This window comes from Nocardia sp. NPDC056100, from assembly GCF_042266325.1.
Taxonomy (GTDB): domain Bacteria; phylum Actinomycetota; class Actinomycetes; order Mycobacteriales; family Mycobacteriaceae; genus Nocardia.
In genome coordinates this window covers 1,944,962-1,963,492 of record NZ_JBHJVY010000002.1, presented here as the reverse complement: position 1 = coordinate 1,963,492, position 18,531 = coordinate 1,944,962, and the positions used below count along the sequence as shown (strand labels likewise).

Below are 18,531 nucleotides of genomic sequence, written 5' to 3'. Positions count from 1 at the left end.
GAACGCTGACAGCTCGCTGCGGTGTGCCGATAGACCCCGATTCCAGGGGCAGAACCGCTGCGAGTCAGCAGGATTCGGTTAGTGCGGATAGACGGAGGTGTCGATGTCGTAGGCCGGTAGGGGGCGAGTCGGCGTATCGGCGTCCTCACGCGCCCATTCCGCCACATCTCGACAGCGCGCGAAGGTGACATCACCGCACTCCTGCGCGTATGCGATCAGGTTGCGCAGAGCCAGCATTCGCCCCGGGCGGCCGGTGAGGAACGGGTGCATGCACACGTTGAACAGGCAGCGATAGTGACGCATCCCGTCGAGTTCGGCGCGCCACATTTCCTCGACCTTGACCGGGGATTCGATGACCGAGCCGATGCTCGGTTCGGGCAGGTAGGCGTACTGCTCCCAATCGTCGAGGGACCAGTGCACGGGCAGCTCCACGACCGGGCCGTGCGGGGTCTCCACGTGGTACGGACGGTCATCACCCATCAGCGACGAGTCGTAGCTGAGGCCGTATTCCCTTACCAGGGAGTGAGTTTCGAGGCTGGCGCTCCACATGGCGGCACGATGCCCGGTGATTTCGATGCCCTGTGCGGTGAACACATCCATCGCGCGTTCGAAATCGGCGCGCTCGGCCCCCGGCGGCAGCGAAGTAGGCGCGTGGTGACTGTAGGAATGATGCGCGACCTCATGCCCGCGCTCGACGATCGAGGCGGCCAGGCCGGGCCGGTGTTCGGCGACCCATCCGGGGACGAAAAACGTTGCGGGGATGCTCATCTCGTCGAGCAGGTCGAGAATGCGCGGCACGCCCACATCGGGTCCGTAGGACTGATGCGACATCACCATCGGCTGTTCGGCGAAGCGCCGGCCCTCGGCGAGGATGGGGGTTTCCGCATCCACGTCGAAGGTCAGCGTCGCCACCGCGGCCGCGCCACGGGTCCAGGTCGGGTTGCTCATTCGCCGACGCGTTCCCGCCACGCCGCGGTGGAGTCCAGGTTTGCCATGGGATGCAGCATCTCATGATCGAATGCGGCCAATTCGGACCCGGTCTCGACCCGACGCGGCAGATCCGGATTCGCGAGCGCGCCGGTGCCCAGCGACAGCACATCCGCGTGCCCGCCATTGAGCACATCGGCGGCCTGCGGCAGATTGTGCATGCCGCCATTGGCGATGACCGGGCGGCCGGACACTTCGCGCGCCAGCTTGGTCACGGTGGTGCCGCTGGCGAGTGTGGCGGTCTCGAGGAAATTGCGGCCCTCGCTGGCGATATGCAGGTAGCTCGCATCCCGCAAGGCGGAGAAGATAATGCGCGCGTCATCCTCGCCGCCGGGCCAGCGGTAGACGAAATCGTTGACCTTGGTCTGCGACAGCCGCACTCCGACAGGGAAGTCGCCGAGCTCCTCGCGGATCGCGTGCAGCACCCGCACGGTGAGCCGAATGCGGTTCTCGACCGAACCGCCGTACTCATCGGTGCGCTCATTGGTGTAGTCGGTGAGGAACTGATCGAGCAGATAGCCGTTGGCGCCGTGGATTTCGACGCCGTCGAATCCGGCCGCACGGGCGTTGCGCGCCGCGGTGACGAATCCGGCGATGACCTGCTCGATATCCGCGGCGGTCATCTCCCGGGGTGCGCCCCACGCACCGCCGACACCGCCGTAGTCGACCATCATCTGCCCGCGCGGTGCCACTGCGGACGGGCCGATGGTCTCGAATCCCCGCTCATTGCCCTGGGAGATCGCCCCGGCGTGCATGAGCTGGGCGACTATCGGCGACCCTTCGGCGTGCACGGCATCGACCACCGCGCGCCAGCCGGCGATGTGCTCCTCGGTGACCAGGCCGGGCTGATTGAAGTAGCCCTGGCTGTGGGTGGCGTCGGGATAGATCCCCTCGGTGATGATCAGCCCGAATCCGCCTGCGGCGTAGGCGCGGTAGTACTCGGCCATCTGCTCGGTGGGCGTGCCGTCGGGGGTCGCGGAGATCCGGCTCATCGGCGCGACGGCGAAGCGGTTGCGCAGGTCCAGCGTGTCCAGGCCGGTCGGCGCGAGTGCGGGGTGGGTGAGTTCGGTGGTGGTCATCGCTTCTCCTCGGTATCGGTGGGCAGCACGGTCATCGCCAGTGGTGTGGGTCGAGCGCCGTTGATGGGGTTGTGGTCTTGGGGGCATGCGGAAACCACCACCAGGCAATCCATTTCGGCGCGGAAGGTGATGGCGTCGCCGGGCGCGGTGGCGGCCTCGAGCCAGGTCAGGCTCTCGTCCGCGGCGACCGGAATGCGCATGAAGACATTGATCGGCTGCGGAATGACCGGCGGCGCCGCGTATCCCAGTTCGATGAGCGCCCGCGTCAGGTTGTCCGCACAGCTGGCGTGATCCGGATCCCCGTATGCCGCATAGCGTTCCGGATCGCACGCGGCGATCAGCATGTCGTGCACACCGGGGGAGGTGTCATCGATATAGGTCAGGATCGGCCGCCGCCGATTGGTCACGAACGATTCCCCGAGTGCGGGAAACAGCCGCGCCGTATGCGTACGGGTATGCGAGGCGCTGTGGTATTCGGTGAGATCGTCCGCGTTGTAGGCGAACACATCACCCACCTGGCCGCCGTCGATATCGGTGATCCGCACGCGTTGCCCGGCCCGCACGACCACCGATCGGGCTCGCCCGGCCGGTATGGTCACCGGCTCCGGATAGCTCAGCAATGTCATGGGACTCAGTCAACCGAATCCGAGGCTGCTCGGATATGGATGAGTACACAGTGTCTGGCTTGGAGGGTGGATGTTTCACCATCCCGCGCCGGGAATAATGCTCAGTATGGTTCCGCTGTATGACCACCGCCACATCCATGACCCGGGCGCTCGCAGCGGGTGACACAACCTCGGCTCAGCTGGCAGCCGCGGCCATCGACCGTGCGCGGCAACCGGAATCGACCGCAGTCCTGCTTGCCCTCACCGCGGACCGCGCCCGCTACCAGGCCGAAGCCGCCGATCGCCGCCGCGCCCGCGGCGCAGCACGCGGTGATCTCGACGGAATCCCGATCGCCTGGAAAGACGTCTTCGACATTCAGGGCACCGTCACCACCGCCGGCTCGGCCAGTCACCTGCACGACGCTCCGGCGGCCGTCGACAGTCACCTGGTCCGCCGTGCGCACGACAGTGGCCTGATCACCCTCGGCAAAACCAACCTCAGCGAATTCGCCTTCTCCGGTCTCGGGGTGAATCGGTACTTCGGCACTCCGATCAATCCCGTTGCACCGGAACGGGTTCCGGGTGGCTCCTCGTCGGGCTCGGCAGTCGCGGTAGCGCGCGGCATCGTCCCCCTCGCGGTTGGCACCGACACCTCCGGATCGGTCCGAGTCCCCGCGGCCTACTGCGGCATCATCGGTTACCGCGCCACCCCGGGCCGCTACGGCCCCAACGACTTCGCCCCGCTATCGGCCACCCTGGACAGCATCGGGCTGTTCGCCACCACCGTGGACGACATCATCGCCTTGGACCGAGTCCTCGCCCCCGGTGAGCACGACGACCCACCGCGATCCCGCCGATTCGTCATCCCGGCCGGAGAATGGACCGAGGACCTCACTCCCGAGATCGCCGCCGACTTCCAAGCCGTCATCGCCGAAATGCGTTGCGCCGAAACGGATATCCGCATCCGCTCTATCCCGTCGTTGGACACCGCCCAGAAACTGATGGACAGCCACGGCACCATCGTCGGCGCGGAAGCGCACCGCCTGCATCGCCATCGCCTCGACTCCACCCTGCCGATCGAGCCAGCCACCCGCCGCCGCCTCGAAGACAACGCGCACACAGCCGATTCCCTCGCCCCGGTCTATGCCGCCATGCGCGCATTATGTGCCGACTTCGCCGCCGAACTCGACGGTGCGACCTTGCTGTGCCCGACCGTGCGCCACGCACCCCCGCGCCTGTCCGAGCTGAGCGACCCGGCCCACTATGACAACCTCAACGCCTCCACCCTGCGCACCACCATGGCACTGAGCTATTTGGGCGCGTGCGGAATCACCCTCCCAATCCGGGCCTCCGCCTCCCGCCCTCCCTCCGGCCTGTTGCTCTCCCGCCCGTCCGGCCACGATGCCGAACTCCTCGCGCACGCGGCTGCCATCGGTCCGCAACGACGGATTCTCACCTATCCGTGATGATCGCCGAAAAGCAAGACGCGGTGCTCGAGGCGAATGTGAAGTAGCGAATCCTCCCGCCGTTCACCCGATTCGAATGCGGCCGGAGTAGCTGAGTGGTGATCAGGTGTGCATCGGGCGATCGCGTTCCGTTCACCGAAATGCCTTAGCGTCCCGGGCTCGTGAGGTTTGGCGCGGAGATCGAGCCGCGAAGAGATGTTCGGGTGTGGGGAATCGTCACCATGCTGGGGGTGGTGGCGGGTTATGTAGCGGTGCTGTTGGCGGATGCGCGGCACTACTACACCGATGACACCGAGGCGCAGTACGCGCCGATGTGGGTGCTGCTGGGAAATGAATTGCGGGCGGGCCGGTTTCCGGGACTGGTGCCCTGGGAGTGGATGGCGGGGAACTACTCCCTGGAAGAGGCGGCGCTGTTCAATCCGCCGCAGTTGCTGGTGTATCTGATAGCGCCGTCGGTGGACAATCTCGCGGTGTACGCCACCGCGGTGAAACTGGTGTTCTCGATCATCGCCGGGTTGGGTGTCTATCGAGTCTGTCTCGCGTACGGGGCCGCACCGAGGTGGGGTGCGGTCGCGGGCATCGCGTTTCCGCTGAGCGGGTGGTTCCTGTTCTTCGATCAGGCCAGCTGGTTCACCTCGCAGACGGGCACGACCTGGCTACTGCACGCCTGGGCGTCGGCGGTGTTGTACGCGCGCGGCCGGAGCGGGCCGATTCCGGTGTTCGTCTTCCTCTGGCTGACCTTGACGATTCAGTACGTGTTTCCGGGAGTCGAAGCGGCACTGATGATTTTGGCGGTGGTGGCCGGTGAGCTGATTTACCAACGCAATTGGGCGGGGCCGGGACGGCTGGCGATGGCGGCGGCGTGTGCGGGGCTGGCCGGACTGATCGCGAACCTGCCACTGCTGCTGTCCTCGCAGGTGACCTGGCGCGGGGATGCGCGGATTCGCAACGAATCACTGCTGACGGTGCCGTGGTCGGAGTCGCTGAACGCCAGTTTGCCCAGCACCACACCGGCTTTCGAGGGGTGGTGGGGCTTCGTGCAACCGCTGCCGATGGTGTACATCGCATGGTTCCTGATTCCCGCGCTGGCGTTCATCGATTGGCGGCAGGTGTGGCCGAATGCGCGCGCGTACAGCGGAATCGCGCTGTTCGCGGGCGGCATGCTGATGTGGACGGCCGGTCCCGGCGCGATCGGCCCGCTGCGCTGGCCCGCCCGGGTCTTGCCACTGGTGGCGGCCGGACTGCTGGTGCTGGTGTGTGTATTGCTCAGCCGCCATGGTGTTTTCGCGTCCGTCCGGCGTCGGGGAATCGCCGCGGCCGTGCTGATCGGCCTGTTGTTCGTCCGATCCCTTTCTGCCGCACCGGATTTGTGGTTTCGGCATTTGCTCGCCGTGGCGACGGTGGCCGCGCTCGGCGCGGCCGTGGTGTGGACGGCCAAGACCAAGGGGACCGCGGTGGCCTGCGCACTGACCATACTTGCGATGTTCCCGATAGCCTTCGCGCAGGTGGAAGCCGCGCCGACTACTCCGATGTCCTACAACTTCCCAGCCAAGCGCTCGGACATGGCCGCGGCTTTCCCCGAATTCCCCGGACTCACACTGCAACTCGCGGACCGCGCCCTCATCGCACCCGCGGACCGGAGCCTGGATCGCGCCTACGGTTCCCTGTCGATCGGCAGCTACGCCAAGGCAGTCGGCCCGCGCTACGTGAACGCCTACACCCCGGTCGGGCACGCCGCCTTCAGCGCACTGCTGTGCATGGCATGGGACGGCAGCACCTGCCCCGATGCCGCGCGCCGCGCCTTCGATATCGAATCATCCACGGGCGCACGCATTGTCGATCTGATGAAGGTCGATCGCGTTGTCCTGCACCGCGCCCAGTATCCGAACGCGGGCCAGGACAGTCCGGTGCCGGGCTGGAAATGGGTGCCCTACCCGGGCCACGAACAATTCATCGCGGTCCTCGAACGCGAGAACGGCCCGATCTCCGCGATCGGCGGCGATATCGCCCATACCGAGAACGTGACCATCGGCGCGGCCACGGTCGACGGCGTCACCTCGCACACCCGGGTCAGCTCGTCCACCGGCGGCCGCGTCGTCTTCTCTCGCCTGGCTTGGCCCGGACATCGAGTCACGCTGAACGGCAAACAGATCGTGCACACCACTATCGCGGGCACCTTCTTGGCGGTCGACATCCCCGCGGGCACCGATCGAGCCGATCTGACATTGAGCTGGATGCCCCCGGGGTGGCAGATCGGCTTGTCCACCGCGACGGCCGGTGTCGCCGGGGTGGGTCTGCTGCATTGGGCTCACCTGCGCCCGAGACGCCGCTCACCCAACCTCCCGTCAACCGAGTCGGCTGTGCACGACGTCGCCCGGCCCAGTTTACAGTTCCCTTAGGGAACTCAAAGTGCTACCGTCTGCTGATGAGCTTCATTCAGCGCTTCGACCACATCGGCATCACCGTCGCCGACATCGATGCCGTGACGGCGTTCTTCGTCGGCCTCGGCCTCGAGGCGGACGGCAAAATGGCCGTCGAAGGTGAGTTCCTGGATACCGTGATCGGCACCACCGGCGCCGCCACCGAGATCGTCATGTTGCGAGCGCCCGGCGGTGGAACAACCCTGGAGCTGTCCAGTTTCACACGCCCGCAACACCTTCCGGGCTCCGCCGCGGCCCCCGCCAACGAGCTGGGCCTGCGCAACGTCGCCTTCGAGGTCAAGGATTTGCAGGCCGCGGTGGAACATGTCACCGCGGACGGCTACTCCCTGGTCGGCGGCATCGGCGAATTCGAAGGCAGCTGGCGCATGGCCTACGTGCGCGGCCCCGAAGGCATTATCGTCTCGCTGGCGCAGCGCCTCGGAAACTGAACCGTCGGGCTCAGTTCAGATACCCGGTCAGCCCGTCCACGACCTGCACCGTCGCCGCGCACGGCTCGGTCGCATCCGACTTCAGGTTCCGCGTCACGAACATGGCCTGACCACTCGCTACCGCGAAACTGACGTAGCACCCGGTCTTATTCGTGTCCTGTGCCGCGCGGTACTGGTAGGCATCGTGACCGGCCGCCCGCACCGGAGTGAAACCCGTGTAGCGCCCGGAGTTCTGCAGGTCCTGCAATGTCTGCCGACTGGACACGATGGTCACCTCCGACTTGCCCGAAGTCGACTGCCAGCGGCAACTCGGTTCACCGGCGGACCCTTCTACCACCTGCTTGCTGTCTGCCCGGAACCCCAGCCGCGCGATATCGGCATCGGTGATCCCACACGGATTCCACATCACGGCAGGCGTTTCCGCCTTCGCCGTAGTCGTCACAGGCGTGGCCTTGGCGGATTCCGATGCCGCCGTGGGCACTCCGCCCCCGGTCTCCGCTCCTGCCGCAGAAGTGGTTGTGGCAGAGGCTGTCACCACCTCGCTACTGCTTCCCGCGCTCGTCCCCTTGTCCCCGGAGGTCGTAGAGCATCCGGTGAGTACAAGGGCCACTCCCGCGATGGAGACCAAGAACCCCTTGGACATTGTTGCACCCATAACTCTGAAACCCCTTCCACTGCTGCATATTTCCCAAGCAGTCCATCGCTGTTGCCACCATCCCGTTACGCAACCTAACGAAATCGCTGGTCGGTACAGTGGGCAGCTGTCGGTGAGCTGGCGTGAACCGGCCAGGGTCGGCGTCACACGGAAAAGGTTTGGGCACAGTGGGGTTTTACGACTGCAATTGCATGGTTACCGGTGTCAGCTTGGGGCCGGTCGACGCCACGGCGGTGGTGTTGCGGCGGCAAGGGGCGGAGTACCGGCCGATTGCGCTGGGGATCGCGGGCACCTATGACCGGCTCGGTGGGATCGACGGGGTGGAGGAGGATCTCAATACCGAGCTGATCGTGCGGTATTTCGTCGAGCGGCATCGTGCGGGCAGGTTCTTCGCCGAGAATCAGGTCAACGATGGCGAGGAGTTCGGCGCGGAGGTCGATATCGAGGGGTTGTTGCAGCTCATCGAACGCACGCATCTGAGCTTTGTGGATGACTTCTATGCCGCGTCAACGGTTTTGGACGGTGATGTCATTGCCTTTGCGTTGATAGCTCAGCCCGTGTGGGATGCCATTGTCGACGGCGCACCGGCGTCGGATCAGTCGCCGGAGCAACGGTTTCACGGAGTGTTCGGTCAGGCTTCGGCGGCCGCTGAAATCTATGCGGACCGGCTGACGGAATTGGCTGTGCCCCTGCATCAGCTCACCGCGATCAATGATTTCGTCGTCGCGCACGGACTGCGCTGGGCTCCACCGTCCGAACCCGCGCAACGGTATCCCGGGGACTATGGCAGCCAGCATTTCGAGGAGGTCAGGGAATTCCTGGATCAAGCCAAAAAGGACTACCGGGACGATCCGGTTGCCTTGACCGGCTTGGCCGCGTATGAACGGCTGATCGACTGGGATGACTACGAATAGGCCGTGACCTCCGCGCTCCCCGGTGCGGACCAATGAGGGGAGTGGAATCGTGCTCGGCGATGAACTGGTTTCGCGAGCGTACGCGCGGAACGCGGACTTCTGGATCGGTATCGTTCGCGATGGGCTCGATCCTTTCCAAACCAAACTCACCGATCCCGCCCTGCTCGAGGTGATCGGTGATCCGAGCGGGCAGCGGATTCTCGATGCCGGGTGTGGGGAAGGGCAATTGGCGCGGGCGTTGACCGCGCGCGGTGCGCGGCATGTGCACGGGGTGGACACCTGCGCCGAATTCATCACTGCCGCAAGGGAACATCCCGAGCATCAGGAGGAATCGGCGACATTCCATCACGCCGATGTGGCAGCACTTCCACTGCCCGACGACAGTGTCGATCTCGTCGTGGCGAATCGGCTTCCGCACGGAATCGCGTTCCCACAGCGGCGTTTTCACGAATTCGCCCGAGTGCTGACCCCGACGGGGCGGCTGATCCTGCTGAGTATGCACCCGTGCTTCTACGCCGCGCGTTCCGAGCGTTCTGCCGCGAACGCGGGTGCGTTCGACCTCGACGAGTATTTCGGCGTTCGCACCGTCGAACAGCATTTTCAGGTCGCGGACCGCCGTTCACCGGCGGCGTCGGTACAACAGTTCCACTCGCTCGAGGATTACATCGCCATGGTCACCGGTGCCGGTTTCGTAGTGACTGGACTGCGGGAGCCGCATCCGAGTCCGGCGCAACGCGAGGAAAACCCTTGGTGGAATGAGCATTTCACTCGACCGCTGTTCCTGCTGCTCGAATGTGCACCCCGCCCGTGACGGTAAGTGTCGACTTCCCTTAAGTGGTACATACATACCACTTAACGTGATACGGTCGTACCGTAAAGTGGAGGAAGGGGAGATACGATGCCGAAGATCGGGCGATTCACCAGCGAGGAAGCCAAGGCGACCTTCCTGGGCCTCTATGAGCGCGCCGAAGCGAAGTGGCCGGTGGACTCGACAGCGATCGACGTCGAAACATCGTTCGGCAAGACGCGCGTGCGCAAATCCGGCACCGGGGACGGCGTGCCGATAATGCTGCTGCCGGGTATCGGCGGCAACGGTCTGGTGTGGTCGCGGTTCATCGCGGACCTGGCACGGGACCACGTCGTGTACACCCCGGATGTCATCGGCTGGGCGGGGCGGTGGGAGCAGACCGCGCCACTGCGCACGGCGGAAGATATCGCGACCTGGATGGGGGAGGTGCTCGACGGACTAGGCGAGGAGCGCGTGCACCTGGTCGGAAATTCCTTGGGCGCGTGGGTATCCGGAACGATCGCGAGTTATCGCTGTGAGCGGCTGGCCACCCTGACCATGCTCGAGCCCAGCGCCGCGACCTTCGCCAAACCGCGCTGGAGCCTGCTGTTCAAGTTCATCGTTATGGGCATGCGCCCGACACCGGAACGCATGCGCAAACTCAACAAATGGCTGATGCCCGGCTACGAGCCCTCCGAGGAGGAATTCGCGGCCGCCATGGCAATCATGAAGTTCCGCATGGGAACCCCGTGGGACCGCCAGTTCACCGACGCCCAGTTGGCGGCGATCACTGTCCCGACCCTGGTGCTGTTCGGAGCGGAGACCGTCGTCAACGATCTGGAGGTCGCGGTCCCACGCGCCCGCACCGGCCTCCCGCGAGCGGAGGTCGAGATCTGCCCCGGTATCGGGCATGACCTGCTGTGGGCGAACCCGGAGGAGATCATCCCGCGGTTGCTGAGCTTCACCGACAGCCACGACCCCGCTCGCGCGAGCAGCACTAGATAGATCGGTCGGCACGCACCCGTTCGACCGGGCGGGAGTCACGCCGCTGATGACCCAGCAGCGCGACACCCGCCGCGACGGCGGTGAATACCGCCCCGCACCACAGGGCCGTGGTCGGATAACCGGTCCGGTCGACGAGCGGACCGGCGGCGACCGGCCCCAGCACCGCGCCGATGTTCAACGCGGTGGTCGCCAGCGCCCCGGCGATACGCGGAGCGACAGGCGCGGCGGTCCGCACAATCGTCGCGATCAATGCCGAGCCCACACCGAATGCGAACGCGCCCAGCACAATCGACATGACCGATACCCCGGTCAGCGTGTGCGAGAGAACGGCGGCCAGCATCCAGACCCCGGTGAGCGTGATCGTTCCGGTGCGGATGATCCGAGGCTGATGACCGTCGCCGAAGCGACCCGTGACCATCACCCCGAGGAATGAGCCGACGCCGAACAAGGCCAGTACCAACGGAACCCACCGATCACCCCCGGCGATGCCGTTCGTGATAGTGCCCAGATACGTGAATCCGGCGAAGGTCGCGGCATTCACCAGAATCCCGGCCACGACAGGAATCAGAACCGGCCATTGTCCGAGCACCAACCATTCACGCCGTATCGGCTGCTCCGGCGAATCACTGTGGTGCACAACATGACCAAACATCATCCACACCGAAGCCAGCGCCGCCGCACTCAATATGGCAACCGCCCAGAACGCCGACCGCCAACCCCAAACCTGCCCCAGCAGCGCCCCCGCGGGCACACCTGCGATGCACGCGACCGTCACCCCGGACACCACCACCGAGGTCGCCCGCCCCACCATCGCCGACCCCACCAGCCCCGGCAACGCCGCCAGCACGACCGCCAAGAATCCCGCATTGGCGACCGCCGCGACCACCCTGCTCACCAACAGCACCGCGAACTCGTCCGTCACCGCACCCACCACATGCGCGAGACAGAACAGCCCCAAAAACGCTGTAACCGAATACCTTACGGACAACCGCCCCGTAACCATCGCCATCACCGGCGCACCCACAACCATGCCGCCCGCGAACAGCGAAGTCAGCAACCCGGCCGCCCCGATCGATACCCCCACATCCGCCGCGATCAACTCCAGCAACCCCGACACCATGAACTCGGACGTACCCTGCGCGAAAACCGCAGCAGCCAAAACGAACACCACAATGGGCATAGAGGAACTCCCCGGACACAGAGCACCGCAACATTTTTCGCGGCACTTCAGATGAGCGCGGATCAGATGAACGATCACCTAACCGCGAGAACGGCATCCGGCATCGTGAGACACCCACCAGCACAGTCGATCACCGACAGGGTGGGGAACACACTCACAACGCCGCCCAGCCCACAGGCCGAGCGGCTACCTTCTGGATGCCTCCGGAGAATTCACCCCGCCACCATAACAACTCGCGCACGCGTGCCGGAAACGGCTGCGGTGCAGCCGGGCACACGGCGATCAGGCGGGGGCGGTGGCCGCTGTGCACCGGGCATCGTCAGCTCGGATCGTTTGCGCGAGCAGGTTTCGCTCGCCAGACCGGAGCGCATGAGCCGCGGGGCACGAGGATCGGGGAGTACGCGCCCGGCGTGCGTGACATATAGACCTGGTCGGTGACACCCTGATATCGGCCCAAAGGTGTTTCCGCGGTGAATGTTTCGGGATCACGGTAAACGTGATCGGTGCCGACGCCCGCGGTGGTGCGGGCATAGTCCTTGTCGAAGATCCCCAGTGCCAGGATCCACAGGGCCGCACGGGTCAAGGAAACGTGGACTCGGTAGCTGCCGCCGACCAGAGCCCGGCGGGACAGTGCTTCGACTATGCCGACGGTGGTCAACCAGGACACGATGTAGTCGTTGACGACCAGAATCGGTGGCAGCGCGGGCCGGTCGCCGCCGCCTTCGAGCAGCATCATTCCCGTGAGACTGCCTGCGGTCTGGTCGAATCCGACGTTGCTAGCCCACGGCCCGTGCTCACCATTCAGAGAGGCGGTGGCGTGAATGATGCCCGGTCGCAACTCTGCGGCCTCGGTGGCGGACAGGCCGATCTGTTCGAGGTAGCCCGGTCTGCGGTTGGCGAAGAAGATATCGGCGTCGGTGAGCAGTGCTCGGATCAGTAGTGCGCCGTCCGGATCGCAGGGGTCGATCGTCGCCGAGCGTACGCCGACATTGGCGCTGGCATAGGCCGAGTCATGCTCGAATTCGCTGGGCCGCCACAGATTCAGGACATCGGCGCCGTGCAAGGCCAGTGCACGGCCGATGCCGGCTCCCGCGATGACATGCCCCATTCCCAGCGCTCGGACTCCGGCCAGCGGTGCGGCCGCGAACGGCAGTGGTTCGGGATCGCTGTCACCGATACGTGTTACCTCGATCAGCGGCATATCGGCCAGCGCCAGCCGATAGTGCGGTTCCCGCAGTAGTTCGGCCGTCGTGCGCAGCATCGGCATGACCACACCGGCCTCGGATCCCGCCTCCTCGAGCTCGGCGCTGTCCCATCGGCTGATGGCATGGGCCACGGCGGTTTCGGTGTCCGGCACCCCCAATAGACTCTGGGCGCGGACCTTGATCTTGGGATACAGGTTCAGCGGCATCATCCAGCGGTCGTCGGCGGTCCGATAGAAGCGGAACCCGAAGGCATTGGTCGGATTGGCCGGAGCCGCAGGGGGATAGCCGTTCAGCAGTTCCCAGCGCCGATCGTAAAACGGGCACAGACGGTGCGGCGCGGTGCGCAGATCGACGGCGATGTCCTGGCCCGGGCCGCCGCGCACCCGCCACAGTTTCGCGATCGCGGCGGATTTGGCTGCCAGCGCGATCGCCGCCGCGCCACCGAGCCGCAGAGTGCTGGGCACAATGGGGTCCGCGCCGTGGAAGGTGATCGTTCCCCCGGTGTCGGCGGTATCGATTCCCGCCTCGCCCAGCACCGACGCGAGTTCGGTATCCGGGTCGAAGCCGTCGTGGGTGGCCGGTCGTGCGAGCGCCGTCTCGATCCGTGCGGTCAATGTGGGTATGGTCGGGCGGTCGCTCATCGCGGGGACCCCGCGCCGTCGAGGAATTCCCGGAAGCCATATCGATCGTGCGGTCCGAGAATCACCTGCTCGAGAACACCGAGGCCGGTCTTTCCGCGCCAGGTCGCTCGAACCAGTTGCTGCGTGTGCAGATTCTCGGGCGCGAGCGGATCGAGCGAGGCGGTATCGAACCTGTCCAGGCCGACAGCGAGCTCGTCATGCCACTGTCCGTGGCCCCAGTGCGGATGGCCGTAGCCCAAACCCTTCATCTGGAATCGCATGAGGGGCGTCAAGGCCATCGACTCAACCATGCCATCGAATCGATGCAGGCGCAATGTCGCCGATCGCGTCCAGCGCCCGCCCGGTGTCCACTCGAGATCGTGCTCGACGCGCGCCAATCGGGTAGGTGCTCCCGGACTTCCGTTCTTCGGGACGATGACCGCATCGTGTGCCCACTGTGAACCGTCCGGATTCTCGAACACGAGGAAGTGGAAGCACTGGTCGTCGAAATGAATGGGCGTCCAGAGAAACAGGAACGGTTGCGGCTCCATCGGAGCCCCCGCCGGAGCGCCTCCGGCGGTGCGCTGTCCCCATGATCTGTCTTTGGTGGCCAAGGTGTCGTCTCCGAGAGCGATTGTCTCGCCGTCGATTTCGATCGTTCCGGTCCATTTTCCCCATTGCGTCGCCCGGGTGGAGTCCATGATCGTGCGCCCTCCGACCCGCCAGGTCTGGCGCGCTTCCTCGATCGGCGGTGTGCTCGCGGTGTACGTGATGTCGGCGTGGATCCCGCGTTCCGGGTCATCGACCAGAACGCGGTTGATCCGCATAGGCTCGACGATCTCGATTCGTATCGGCCCCATTCGAGTGTCGACCGGGTTCGGGTTCGCGCGCCCACTGACGAAGAGTGATGTCTGTCGCCCATTTCGAAGGACCGAGAAGGCGCCGTCGGTGAGTGCGCGGTTGGGGTAGTTGCAGAACGCGACGCCGAACATGAGGTCTTCGCGAAAGCCGTTGAACCAGAAGCGGTCGTAGTGGTCCGAGCTACCGGATCCGCCGTGCGCCAGCGGCAGCGCGGTCTGATGCACCGGATAGTCGTCGAACGGAATCAGCATGGATCGCTCTCCTGCGAGGTAACGAGATCGGTGGTGCCGGAACAACTCAGCGCAGCAGGCCGATGGCATCGAGATCGGTGATGTGGCGGGCGGCCCGGCGCACCATATGGGTGAACATTCGGTCTCCGCGCTCGGTTCGTTCGACGAACATTGCCGAGAAGACGCCGCTGAAATAGCCGTGGAACGAGAACCGGATGTAGTCGCGCCAGCAGTCCTCGAACGAATAGTCGTGCACCCCCAGCGTTCGCAGTCGGTCGAGGTAGTGCTCGATCAGCTCGCGCTCGGCGCCCCGGCGTTCCGCGGGCGCGAGACTGCCGCCGAGGAAGTACGACACGTCCAGCATTCCCGGACCGCGCTGTACCGTCTGCCAGTCCACGACCACTACCGGCCGGGTACCGCCCGCCGCATCGAACAGCAGATTGTCCGGCCGGAAATCACCGTGCTGGACCGTCGACGGCGGTTCCGCGTGCCACGCGAAATACTGCGGCAGCCGATCGAATAGCGTTCTCCCGATATCGAGGGTTTCCTGATCGAGAGCGTCCACGTACCGCAGGCAGAAGCCGTCGAATGCTTCGCGCAACGCCTGGATGACGTCGGGGGCGAGGTCGAGAAATGGTTGTGGGAGCCACGCGAAGTTGTCGAGGCCATCCTGATTCCACCAGGGGGCATGGAGTTTGGCGGCCTCGGTCAGCGCCAGCGCGGCTTCCTCGACCGTGCAGCCCACCAACTGGTCACCCGGTCGGCAAGGTGCGAGGTCCTCCAGTAGCAACGCGAAATCGGCACCCGCGCTGTCGATCTCGGCGTGCAGACACCCGGGCACGCTTACACCGAGATCAGGTGCAAGCACCTGGTAGTACCGCACCTCGCGAAGATAGATGCCTTGTCTCGCACCCGTGGCGGCGCTGACGGAGTCCGATGCGGTCACCTTCAGCACCGCCGAATCGCCCGCGGTTCCGTCGGTCGCGAAACGCACGCGATAGGTGTCGGCAACCTGGCCGGTGCCGAGCGGGCTGTATCGGATATCGCGGATTCGGTCCGTGTCCGTTCCCAGCGCATCGGCCAGCCACTGTGCAGTCAAATCTTCGATTCGCATCAGTTCTCTCCGTCGGGCATGAGATCGGCAGGAATCGGGACCTGCTTCGCCCGTAGATATTCACCGACCGCCTTACCGACCTGGTCGATGCGCGTATTCGAGGAGCCACCGGTGCCCAGCAACCCGCGCAGCACGAAATGCACCGCGCGCAGGTGCGGGAATTCATGGCGTTCGATATCGAGCCCGGCTGTTTCCGGTAGCAGCCGCCGGATCTCGGCGGTGGTCAGGAAGCGACGCAGCCACGGCCACGCCTGTTCATGCGGGGTCCAGACGCCGACATTGCTGTTCCCGCCCTTGTCGCCGCTGCGCGCATAGGCGACCTTTCCGAGCGGCGCTCGCCGCGAATTGATCAATGCAGGAAGGGGTTCCGGGTCGGACTCGGCCGGAGGTATTGCCGTTCGGGTGATCTCGGCGGGCGCGATCGTGGAGACCTGCCCGTCGGCCAGCGTCACGCGGTGCTCGATGTCGGACAGTGGCAGCAGTCCCGGCCAGTAGTCGACTCGCGGCGTGGGCGCGATGTTCAGTACGCTCCCGCCGTCGTGGAAGAACCCGGGGATGGTCTGCAAGTAGAGACCGCCGATTCGGCGCGCGAGACCATATCGCGCCAAAGCCTTTTCGGTATCGGCGGTGGCCATGACGCGTACCGCGATCGTCCCCTCCCACTGCGATCGCGGATCATCCGCGACGACACCGATCGGGGTGAGATCGATCTCGACACCGGCGGGCATATCCCGGCCCAGCTGCGCCCGCAGCAGCGAAAGTTTTTGTGTCACATCCAAACCCGTGACGAATACGGTGTTGACGACGCTGTAGCCGAGCAGGCCGAACATCGCGACCTTGGTTGTCGGCGGGGGCGGCGAGCCGCGTGTGCCACGCACTTCGACGCGATCGGGACCGATCGGGGTGAGTTCGATGTGCTCGAGATGTGCGGTCACATCGGGGCTCAGATACCGCGGTCCCTGGATTTCGTACACCAGTTGCGCGGTGACGGTATCGACCGTCACGGCCCCGTCGTCGCGGGCATGCTTGGTGATGACACAGCTTCCGTCGGAAGCGATTTCGGCAATCGGGAAGCCCGGTACGAGCATCTTCCCGATACCGGTGAAACCGGAGAAGTTGCCGCCGACGGCGTGGGCTCCGCATTCGATGATGTGCCCCGCGACGACCCCACCGGCGAGCGCGTCCCAGTCCTGTCGCCCCCAGTCGTGCCACCATGCCGCCGGACCCGAGGTCAGGGCGGCATCGGTGACGCGCCCGCACACCACGATGTCCGCACCCGCGGCCAGCGCCGCGGTGATACCCCAGCCACCGAGATAGGCGTTCGCGGCGATGGGTGTGGCGGGCCATGACGCCAGCGGCGCACCGGAATCCAGGTTGCGGAGGTCACGATCGGCGTCCCGCAACGTCGGCAATCTGGAGAGAATATTGTCGCCGTCCACGTACGCGACCGTCAGATCCGCACCGGCGGAAGCGATGTCATTGCGGAGTTCTGCCGCCAGTCCCGCCGGATTGAATCCACCGGCGTTGGTGACCACTTTGATTCCGCGAGCGGCGATCGTGGTCAAATGCGGGCGTATCTGATCGCGAAAGTATTCCACGAAGCCGCGGCGGGGATCGGCATGATGGCGCGCCGACAACGCGGCCATGGTGATCTCGGCGAGGTAGTCGCCCACCAGCACATCGATCGGATCGCCCGCGATCACCTCGTCGACCGCGGTGTACCGATCCCCGAGATATCCGCTGAAGTTGCCGATCCGAATCGCTCTATTTCGCAACGGTTTTGTCCCACGGAGTGCGACCGCTCAACAGGCCGCGAGCCACCACCATGCGATGGACCTCGTCGGGACCGTCGTAGATGCGCGCGTATCGAGCGTGCCGGTACATGCTCGCCAACGGAGTGTCCTCGCTGACGCCGAGCGCGCCGTGCACCTGAATGGCTCGGTCGATGACGTTGTGCAACATGCGCGCGCCGTAGAACTTCACCAGGCTGATCTCCATGCCCGCATGCCCGTCCTGGTCGTAGCGGCGTGCGGCGTCGAGGGTGAGCAGCCGGGAGGCCTGGATCTCGGCTGCCGATTCGGCGAGGTAGCGGCGGATCTCGCCCTTGTCCGAGAGCGGAGAGCCATGCGCTTCACGGGTTTTCGCGCGTTCGATCATCAGTTCCAGCGCTCGCTGCGCCTGGCCCAGCCAGCGCATGGCGTGGAAGATCCGCCCGGGACCGACGCGATCCTGGAAGATACGGAAGCCCGCGCCGCGCTCGCCCAGCACATGGTCGGCTGGGACACGGACGTCGGTGAAGCGCATCTCGCAGTGGTCACCCTGCTCGGACCCCATCGTCTTGATGACCCGGACGATCTCCATCCCGGGGGTGCCCTTGGGGACCACGATTGCCGATATGCGGCGATGCGGGCTGCTCGCATCCGGATCGGTGACAGCGAACACCGTGGTGAACGCCGAGCCGCTCGCCCCGGTGGTGAACCACTTGTGGCCGTTGATGATCCAGTGACCGTCCTCGAGACGTGCGGTGGTCAGGATCCTGGTGGGATCCGAACCCGCGACTTCCGGTTCGGTCATGGCCACGCTCGGGTAGATGTCTCCGTCGACCATCGGTTGCAGCCAGTCACGCCGCTGCTGTTCGGTGCCGTGCAGGTCGAGCATGATCGCGTCCTGCATGGTGATGCTGCCGACCGCCTGCTGCCCGAATTCCGAGCGGCCGATGATCTCGTTGATGAGTGCGAAGTCGTAGAGCGGAAGACCGCCGCCGCCGAGTCGTTCCGGATGACCCAGGGCCCACAGCCCTTCGGCTTTGGCTTGCTTCTTGAGCGCGTCGACCGTGCGTAGTGCGTCGAGCCCGCCCGCTTCGATCGTGGCTTCGGCGGGGATCACGCGGTCGTCGATGAACGCCCGGGTCCTGGCGCGCAGGTCTTCGATGTCGTAGGTCATGGATGCTTCCT

16 protein-coding genes are annotated in these 18,531 nt (G+C 65.4%); 6 read left to right on the top strand and 10 right to left on the bottom strand.

Going from position 1 to position 18,531, the window contains the following annotated elements; all coding sequences use genetic code 11:
• Window positions 1-78: 78 nt before the first annotated feature.
• The 3 genes from ACFC0O_RS21570 to ACFC0O_RS21560 are packed head-to-tail and all read right to left on the bottom strand — an operon-like array spanning window position 79 to window position 2,692.
• Complete coding sequence (locus ACFC0O_RS21570) at window positions 79-948, bottom strand: polysaccharide deacetylase (protein ID WP_375960451.1); 870 nt, start codon at window positions 946-948, stop codon at window positions 79-81.
• Entirely contained in the window at window positions 945-2,066 is a 1,122-nt protein-coding gene (locus ACFC0O_RS21565; RefSeq protein WP_375960449.1) for an NADH:flavin oxidoreductase, read from the bottom strand. The genes ACFC0O_RS21570 and ACFC0O_RS21565 overlap by 4 nt, the downstream gene beginning before the upstream one ends.
• Window positions 2,063-2,692 (bottom strand): urea carboxylase-associated family protein, encoded by a 630-nt coding sequence (locus ACFC0O_RS21560; protein WP_364647515.1) that lies wholly within the window; start codon window positions 2,690-2,692, stop codon window positions 2,063-2,065. Before ACFC0O_RS21560 ends, ACFC0O_RS21565 begins: the two co-directional genes overlap by 4 nt.
• Window positions 2,693-2,811: 119 nt before the next feature.
• Between ACFC0O_RS21560 and ACFC0O_RS21555 the strand changes: the two genes are divergently transcribed.
• The 3 genes from ACFC0O_RS21555 (at window position 2,812) to ACFC0O_RS21545 (ending at window position 7,006) form a co-directional block, all read left to right on the top strand.
• Window positions 2,812-4,137, top strand: coding sequence for an amidase family protein (locus ACFC0O_RS21555; protein ID WP_375960447.1), 1,326 nt, complete (start codon window positions 2,812-2,814; stop codon window positions 4,135-4,137).
• A gap of 221 nt (window positions 4,138-4,358) precedes the next feature.
• Window positions 4,359-6,536: a hypothetical protein gene (locus ACFC0O_RS21550; protein WP_375960788.1), complete on the top strand. Its 2,178-nt coding sequence runs from the start codon at window positions 4,359-4,361 to the stop codon at window positions 6,534-6,536.
• Between the two features lie 26 nt (window positions 6,537-6,562).
• On the top strand, window positions 6,563-7,006 hold the full coding sequence (locus ACFC0O_RS21545) for a VOC family protein (RefSeq protein WP_375960445.1): 444 nt from the start codon (window positions 6,563-6,565) through the stop codon (window positions 7,004-7,006).
• 10 nt (window positions 7,007-7,016) lie between these two features.
• Here the strand turns inward: ACFC0O_RS21545 and ACFC0O_RS21540 are convergent, their stop codons facing one another.
• A complete protein-coding gene (locus ACFC0O_RS21540) occupies window positions 7,017-7,649 on the bottom strand; it encodes a DUF3558 domain-containing protein (RefSeq protein ID WP_375960443.1) in 633 nt (210 codons plus the stop codon).
• Between the two features lie 179 nt (window positions 7,650-7,828).
• Between ACFC0O_RS21540 and ACFC0O_RS21535 the strand changes: the two genes are divergently transcribed.
• The 3 genes from ACFC0O_RS21535 (at window position 7,829) to ACFC0O_RS21525 (ending at window position 10,367) form a co-directional block, all read left to right on the top strand.
• Window positions 7,829-8,575, top strand: a complete 747-nt coding sequence (locus tag ACFC0O_RS21535; RefSeq protein ID WP_375960441.1) for a hypothetical protein — start codon at window positions 7,829-7,831, stop codon at window positions 8,573-8,575.
• A gap of 49 nt (window positions 8,576-8,624) precedes the next feature.
• On the top strand, window positions 8,625-9,386 hold the full coding sequence (locus tag ACFC0O_RS21530) for a class I SAM-dependent methyltransferase (protein ID WP_375960439.1): 762 nt from the start codon (window positions 8,625-8,627) through the stop codon (window positions 9,384-9,386).
• Window positions 9,387-9,473: 87 nt separating this feature from the next.
• Window positions 9,474-10,367, top strand: a complete 894-nt coding sequence (locus ACFC0O_RS21525) for an alpha/beta fold hydrolase (RefSeq protein WP_375960437.1) — start codon at window positions 9,474-9,476, stop codon at window positions 10,365-10,367.
• Here the strand turns inward: ACFC0O_RS21525 and ACFC0O_RS21520 are convergent.
• The 6 genes from ACFC0O_RS21520 to ACFC0O_RS21495 all read right to left on the bottom strand — a co-directional run bounded on the left by ACFC0O_RS21520 (window position 10,360) and on the right by ACFC0O_RS21495 (window position 18,520).
• Complete coding sequence (locus tag ACFC0O_RS21520; RefSeq protein ID WP_375960435.1) at window positions 10,360-11,547, bottom strand: Cmx/CmrA family chloramphenicol efflux MFS transporter; 1,188 nt, start codon at window positions 11,545-11,547, stop codon at window positions 10,360-10,362. The two genes, ACFC0O_RS21525 and ACFC0O_RS21520, sit on opposite strands and share 8 nt — an antisense overlap.
• Window positions 11,548-11,866: 319 nt before the next feature.
• Window positions 11,867-13,366 (bottom strand): CoA transferase, encoded by a 1,500-nt coding sequence (locus ACFC0O_RS21515; RefSeq protein ID WP_375960433.1) that lies wholly within the window; start codon window positions 13,364-13,366, stop codon window positions 11,867-11,869.
• Window positions 13,367-13,389: 23 nt separating this feature from the next.
• Window positions 13,390-14,484 carry a hypothetical protein gene (locus tag ACFC0O_RS21510; RefSeq protein WP_375960431.1) on the bottom strand — a complete coding sequence of 365 codons (1,095 nt, stop codon included), beginning with the start codon at window positions 14,482-14,484 and terminating at the stop codon, window positions 13,390-13,392.
• Window positions 14,485-14,530: 46 nt separating this feature from the next.
• Window positions 14,531-15,577, bottom strand: a complete 1,047-nt coding sequence (locus tag ACFC0O_RS21505; protein ID WP_375960429.1) for a phosphotransferase family protein — start codon at window positions 15,575-15,577, stop codon at window positions 14,531-14,533.
• Window positions 15,577-17,352, bottom strand: a complete 1,776-nt coding sequence (locus ACFC0O_RS21500) for an acyclic terpene utilization AtuA family protein (RefSeq protein WP_375960427.1) — start codon at window positions 17,350-17,352, stop codon at window positions 15,577-15,579. The genes ACFC0O_RS21505 and ACFC0O_RS21500 overlap by 1 nt, the downstream gene beginning before the upstream one ends.
• Window positions 17,342-18,520: an acyl-CoA dehydrogenase family protein gene (locus tag ACFC0O_RS21495; RefSeq protein ID WP_375960425.1), complete on the bottom strand. Its 1,179-nt coding sequence runs from the start codon at window positions 18,518-18,520 to the stop codon at window positions 17,342-17,344. The genes ACFC0O_RS21500 and ACFC0O_RS21495 overlap by 11 nt, the downstream gene beginning before the upstream one ends.
• Window positions 18,521-18,531: the final 11 nt, after the last annotated feature.

Coding starts and splice junctions, on each gene's coding strand:
- ACFC0O_RS21570 (WP_375960451.1), bottom strand. CDS start 948: ATGAGCAACCCGACCTGGACCCGTGGCGCGGCCGCGGTGGCGACGCTG.
- ACFC0O_RS21565 (WP_375960449.1), bottom strand. CDS start 2,066: ATGACCACCACCGAACTCACCCACCCCGCACTCGCGCCGACCGGCCTG.
- ACFC0O_RS21560 (WP_364647515.1), bottom strand. CDS start 2,692: ATGACATTGCTGAGCTATCCGGAGCCGGTGACCATACCGGCCGGGCGA.
- ACFC0O_RS21555 (WP_375960447.1), top strand. CDS start 2,812: ATGACCACCGCCACATCCATGACCCGGGCGCTCGCAGCGGGTGACACA.
- ACFC0O_RS21550 (WP_375960788.1), top strand. CDS start 4,359: ATGCTGGGGGTGGTGGCGGGTTATGTAGCGGTGCTGTTGGCGGATGCG.
- ACFC0O_RS21545 (WP_375960445.1), top strand. CDS start 6,563: ATGAGCTTCATTCAGCGCTTCGACCACATCGGCATCACCGTCGCCGAC.
- ACFC0O_RS21540 (WP_375960443.1), bottom strand. CDS start 7,649: ATGTCCAAGGGGTTCTTGGTCTCCATCGCGGGAGTGGCCCTTGTACTC.
- ACFC0O_RS21525 (WP_375960437.1), top strand. CDS start 9,474: ATGCCGAAGATCGGGCGATTCACCAGCGAGGAAGCCAAGGCGACCTTC.
- ACFC0O_RS21520 (WP_375960435.1), bottom strand. CDS start 11,547: ATGCCCATTGTGGTGTTCGTTTTGGCTGCTGCGGTTTTCGCGCAGGGT.
- ACFC0O_RS21510 (WP_375960431.1), bottom strand. CDS start 14,484: ATGCTGATTCCGTTCGACGACTATCCGGTGCATCAGACCGCGCTGCCG.
- ACFC0O_RS21505 (WP_375960429.1), bottom strand. CDS start 15,577: ATGCGAATCGAAGATTTGACTGCACAGTGGCTGGCCGATGCGCTGGGA.
- ACFC0O_RS21495 (WP_375960425.1), bottom strand. CDS start 18,520: ATGACCTACGACATCGAAGACCTGCGCGCCAGGACCCGGGCGTTCATC.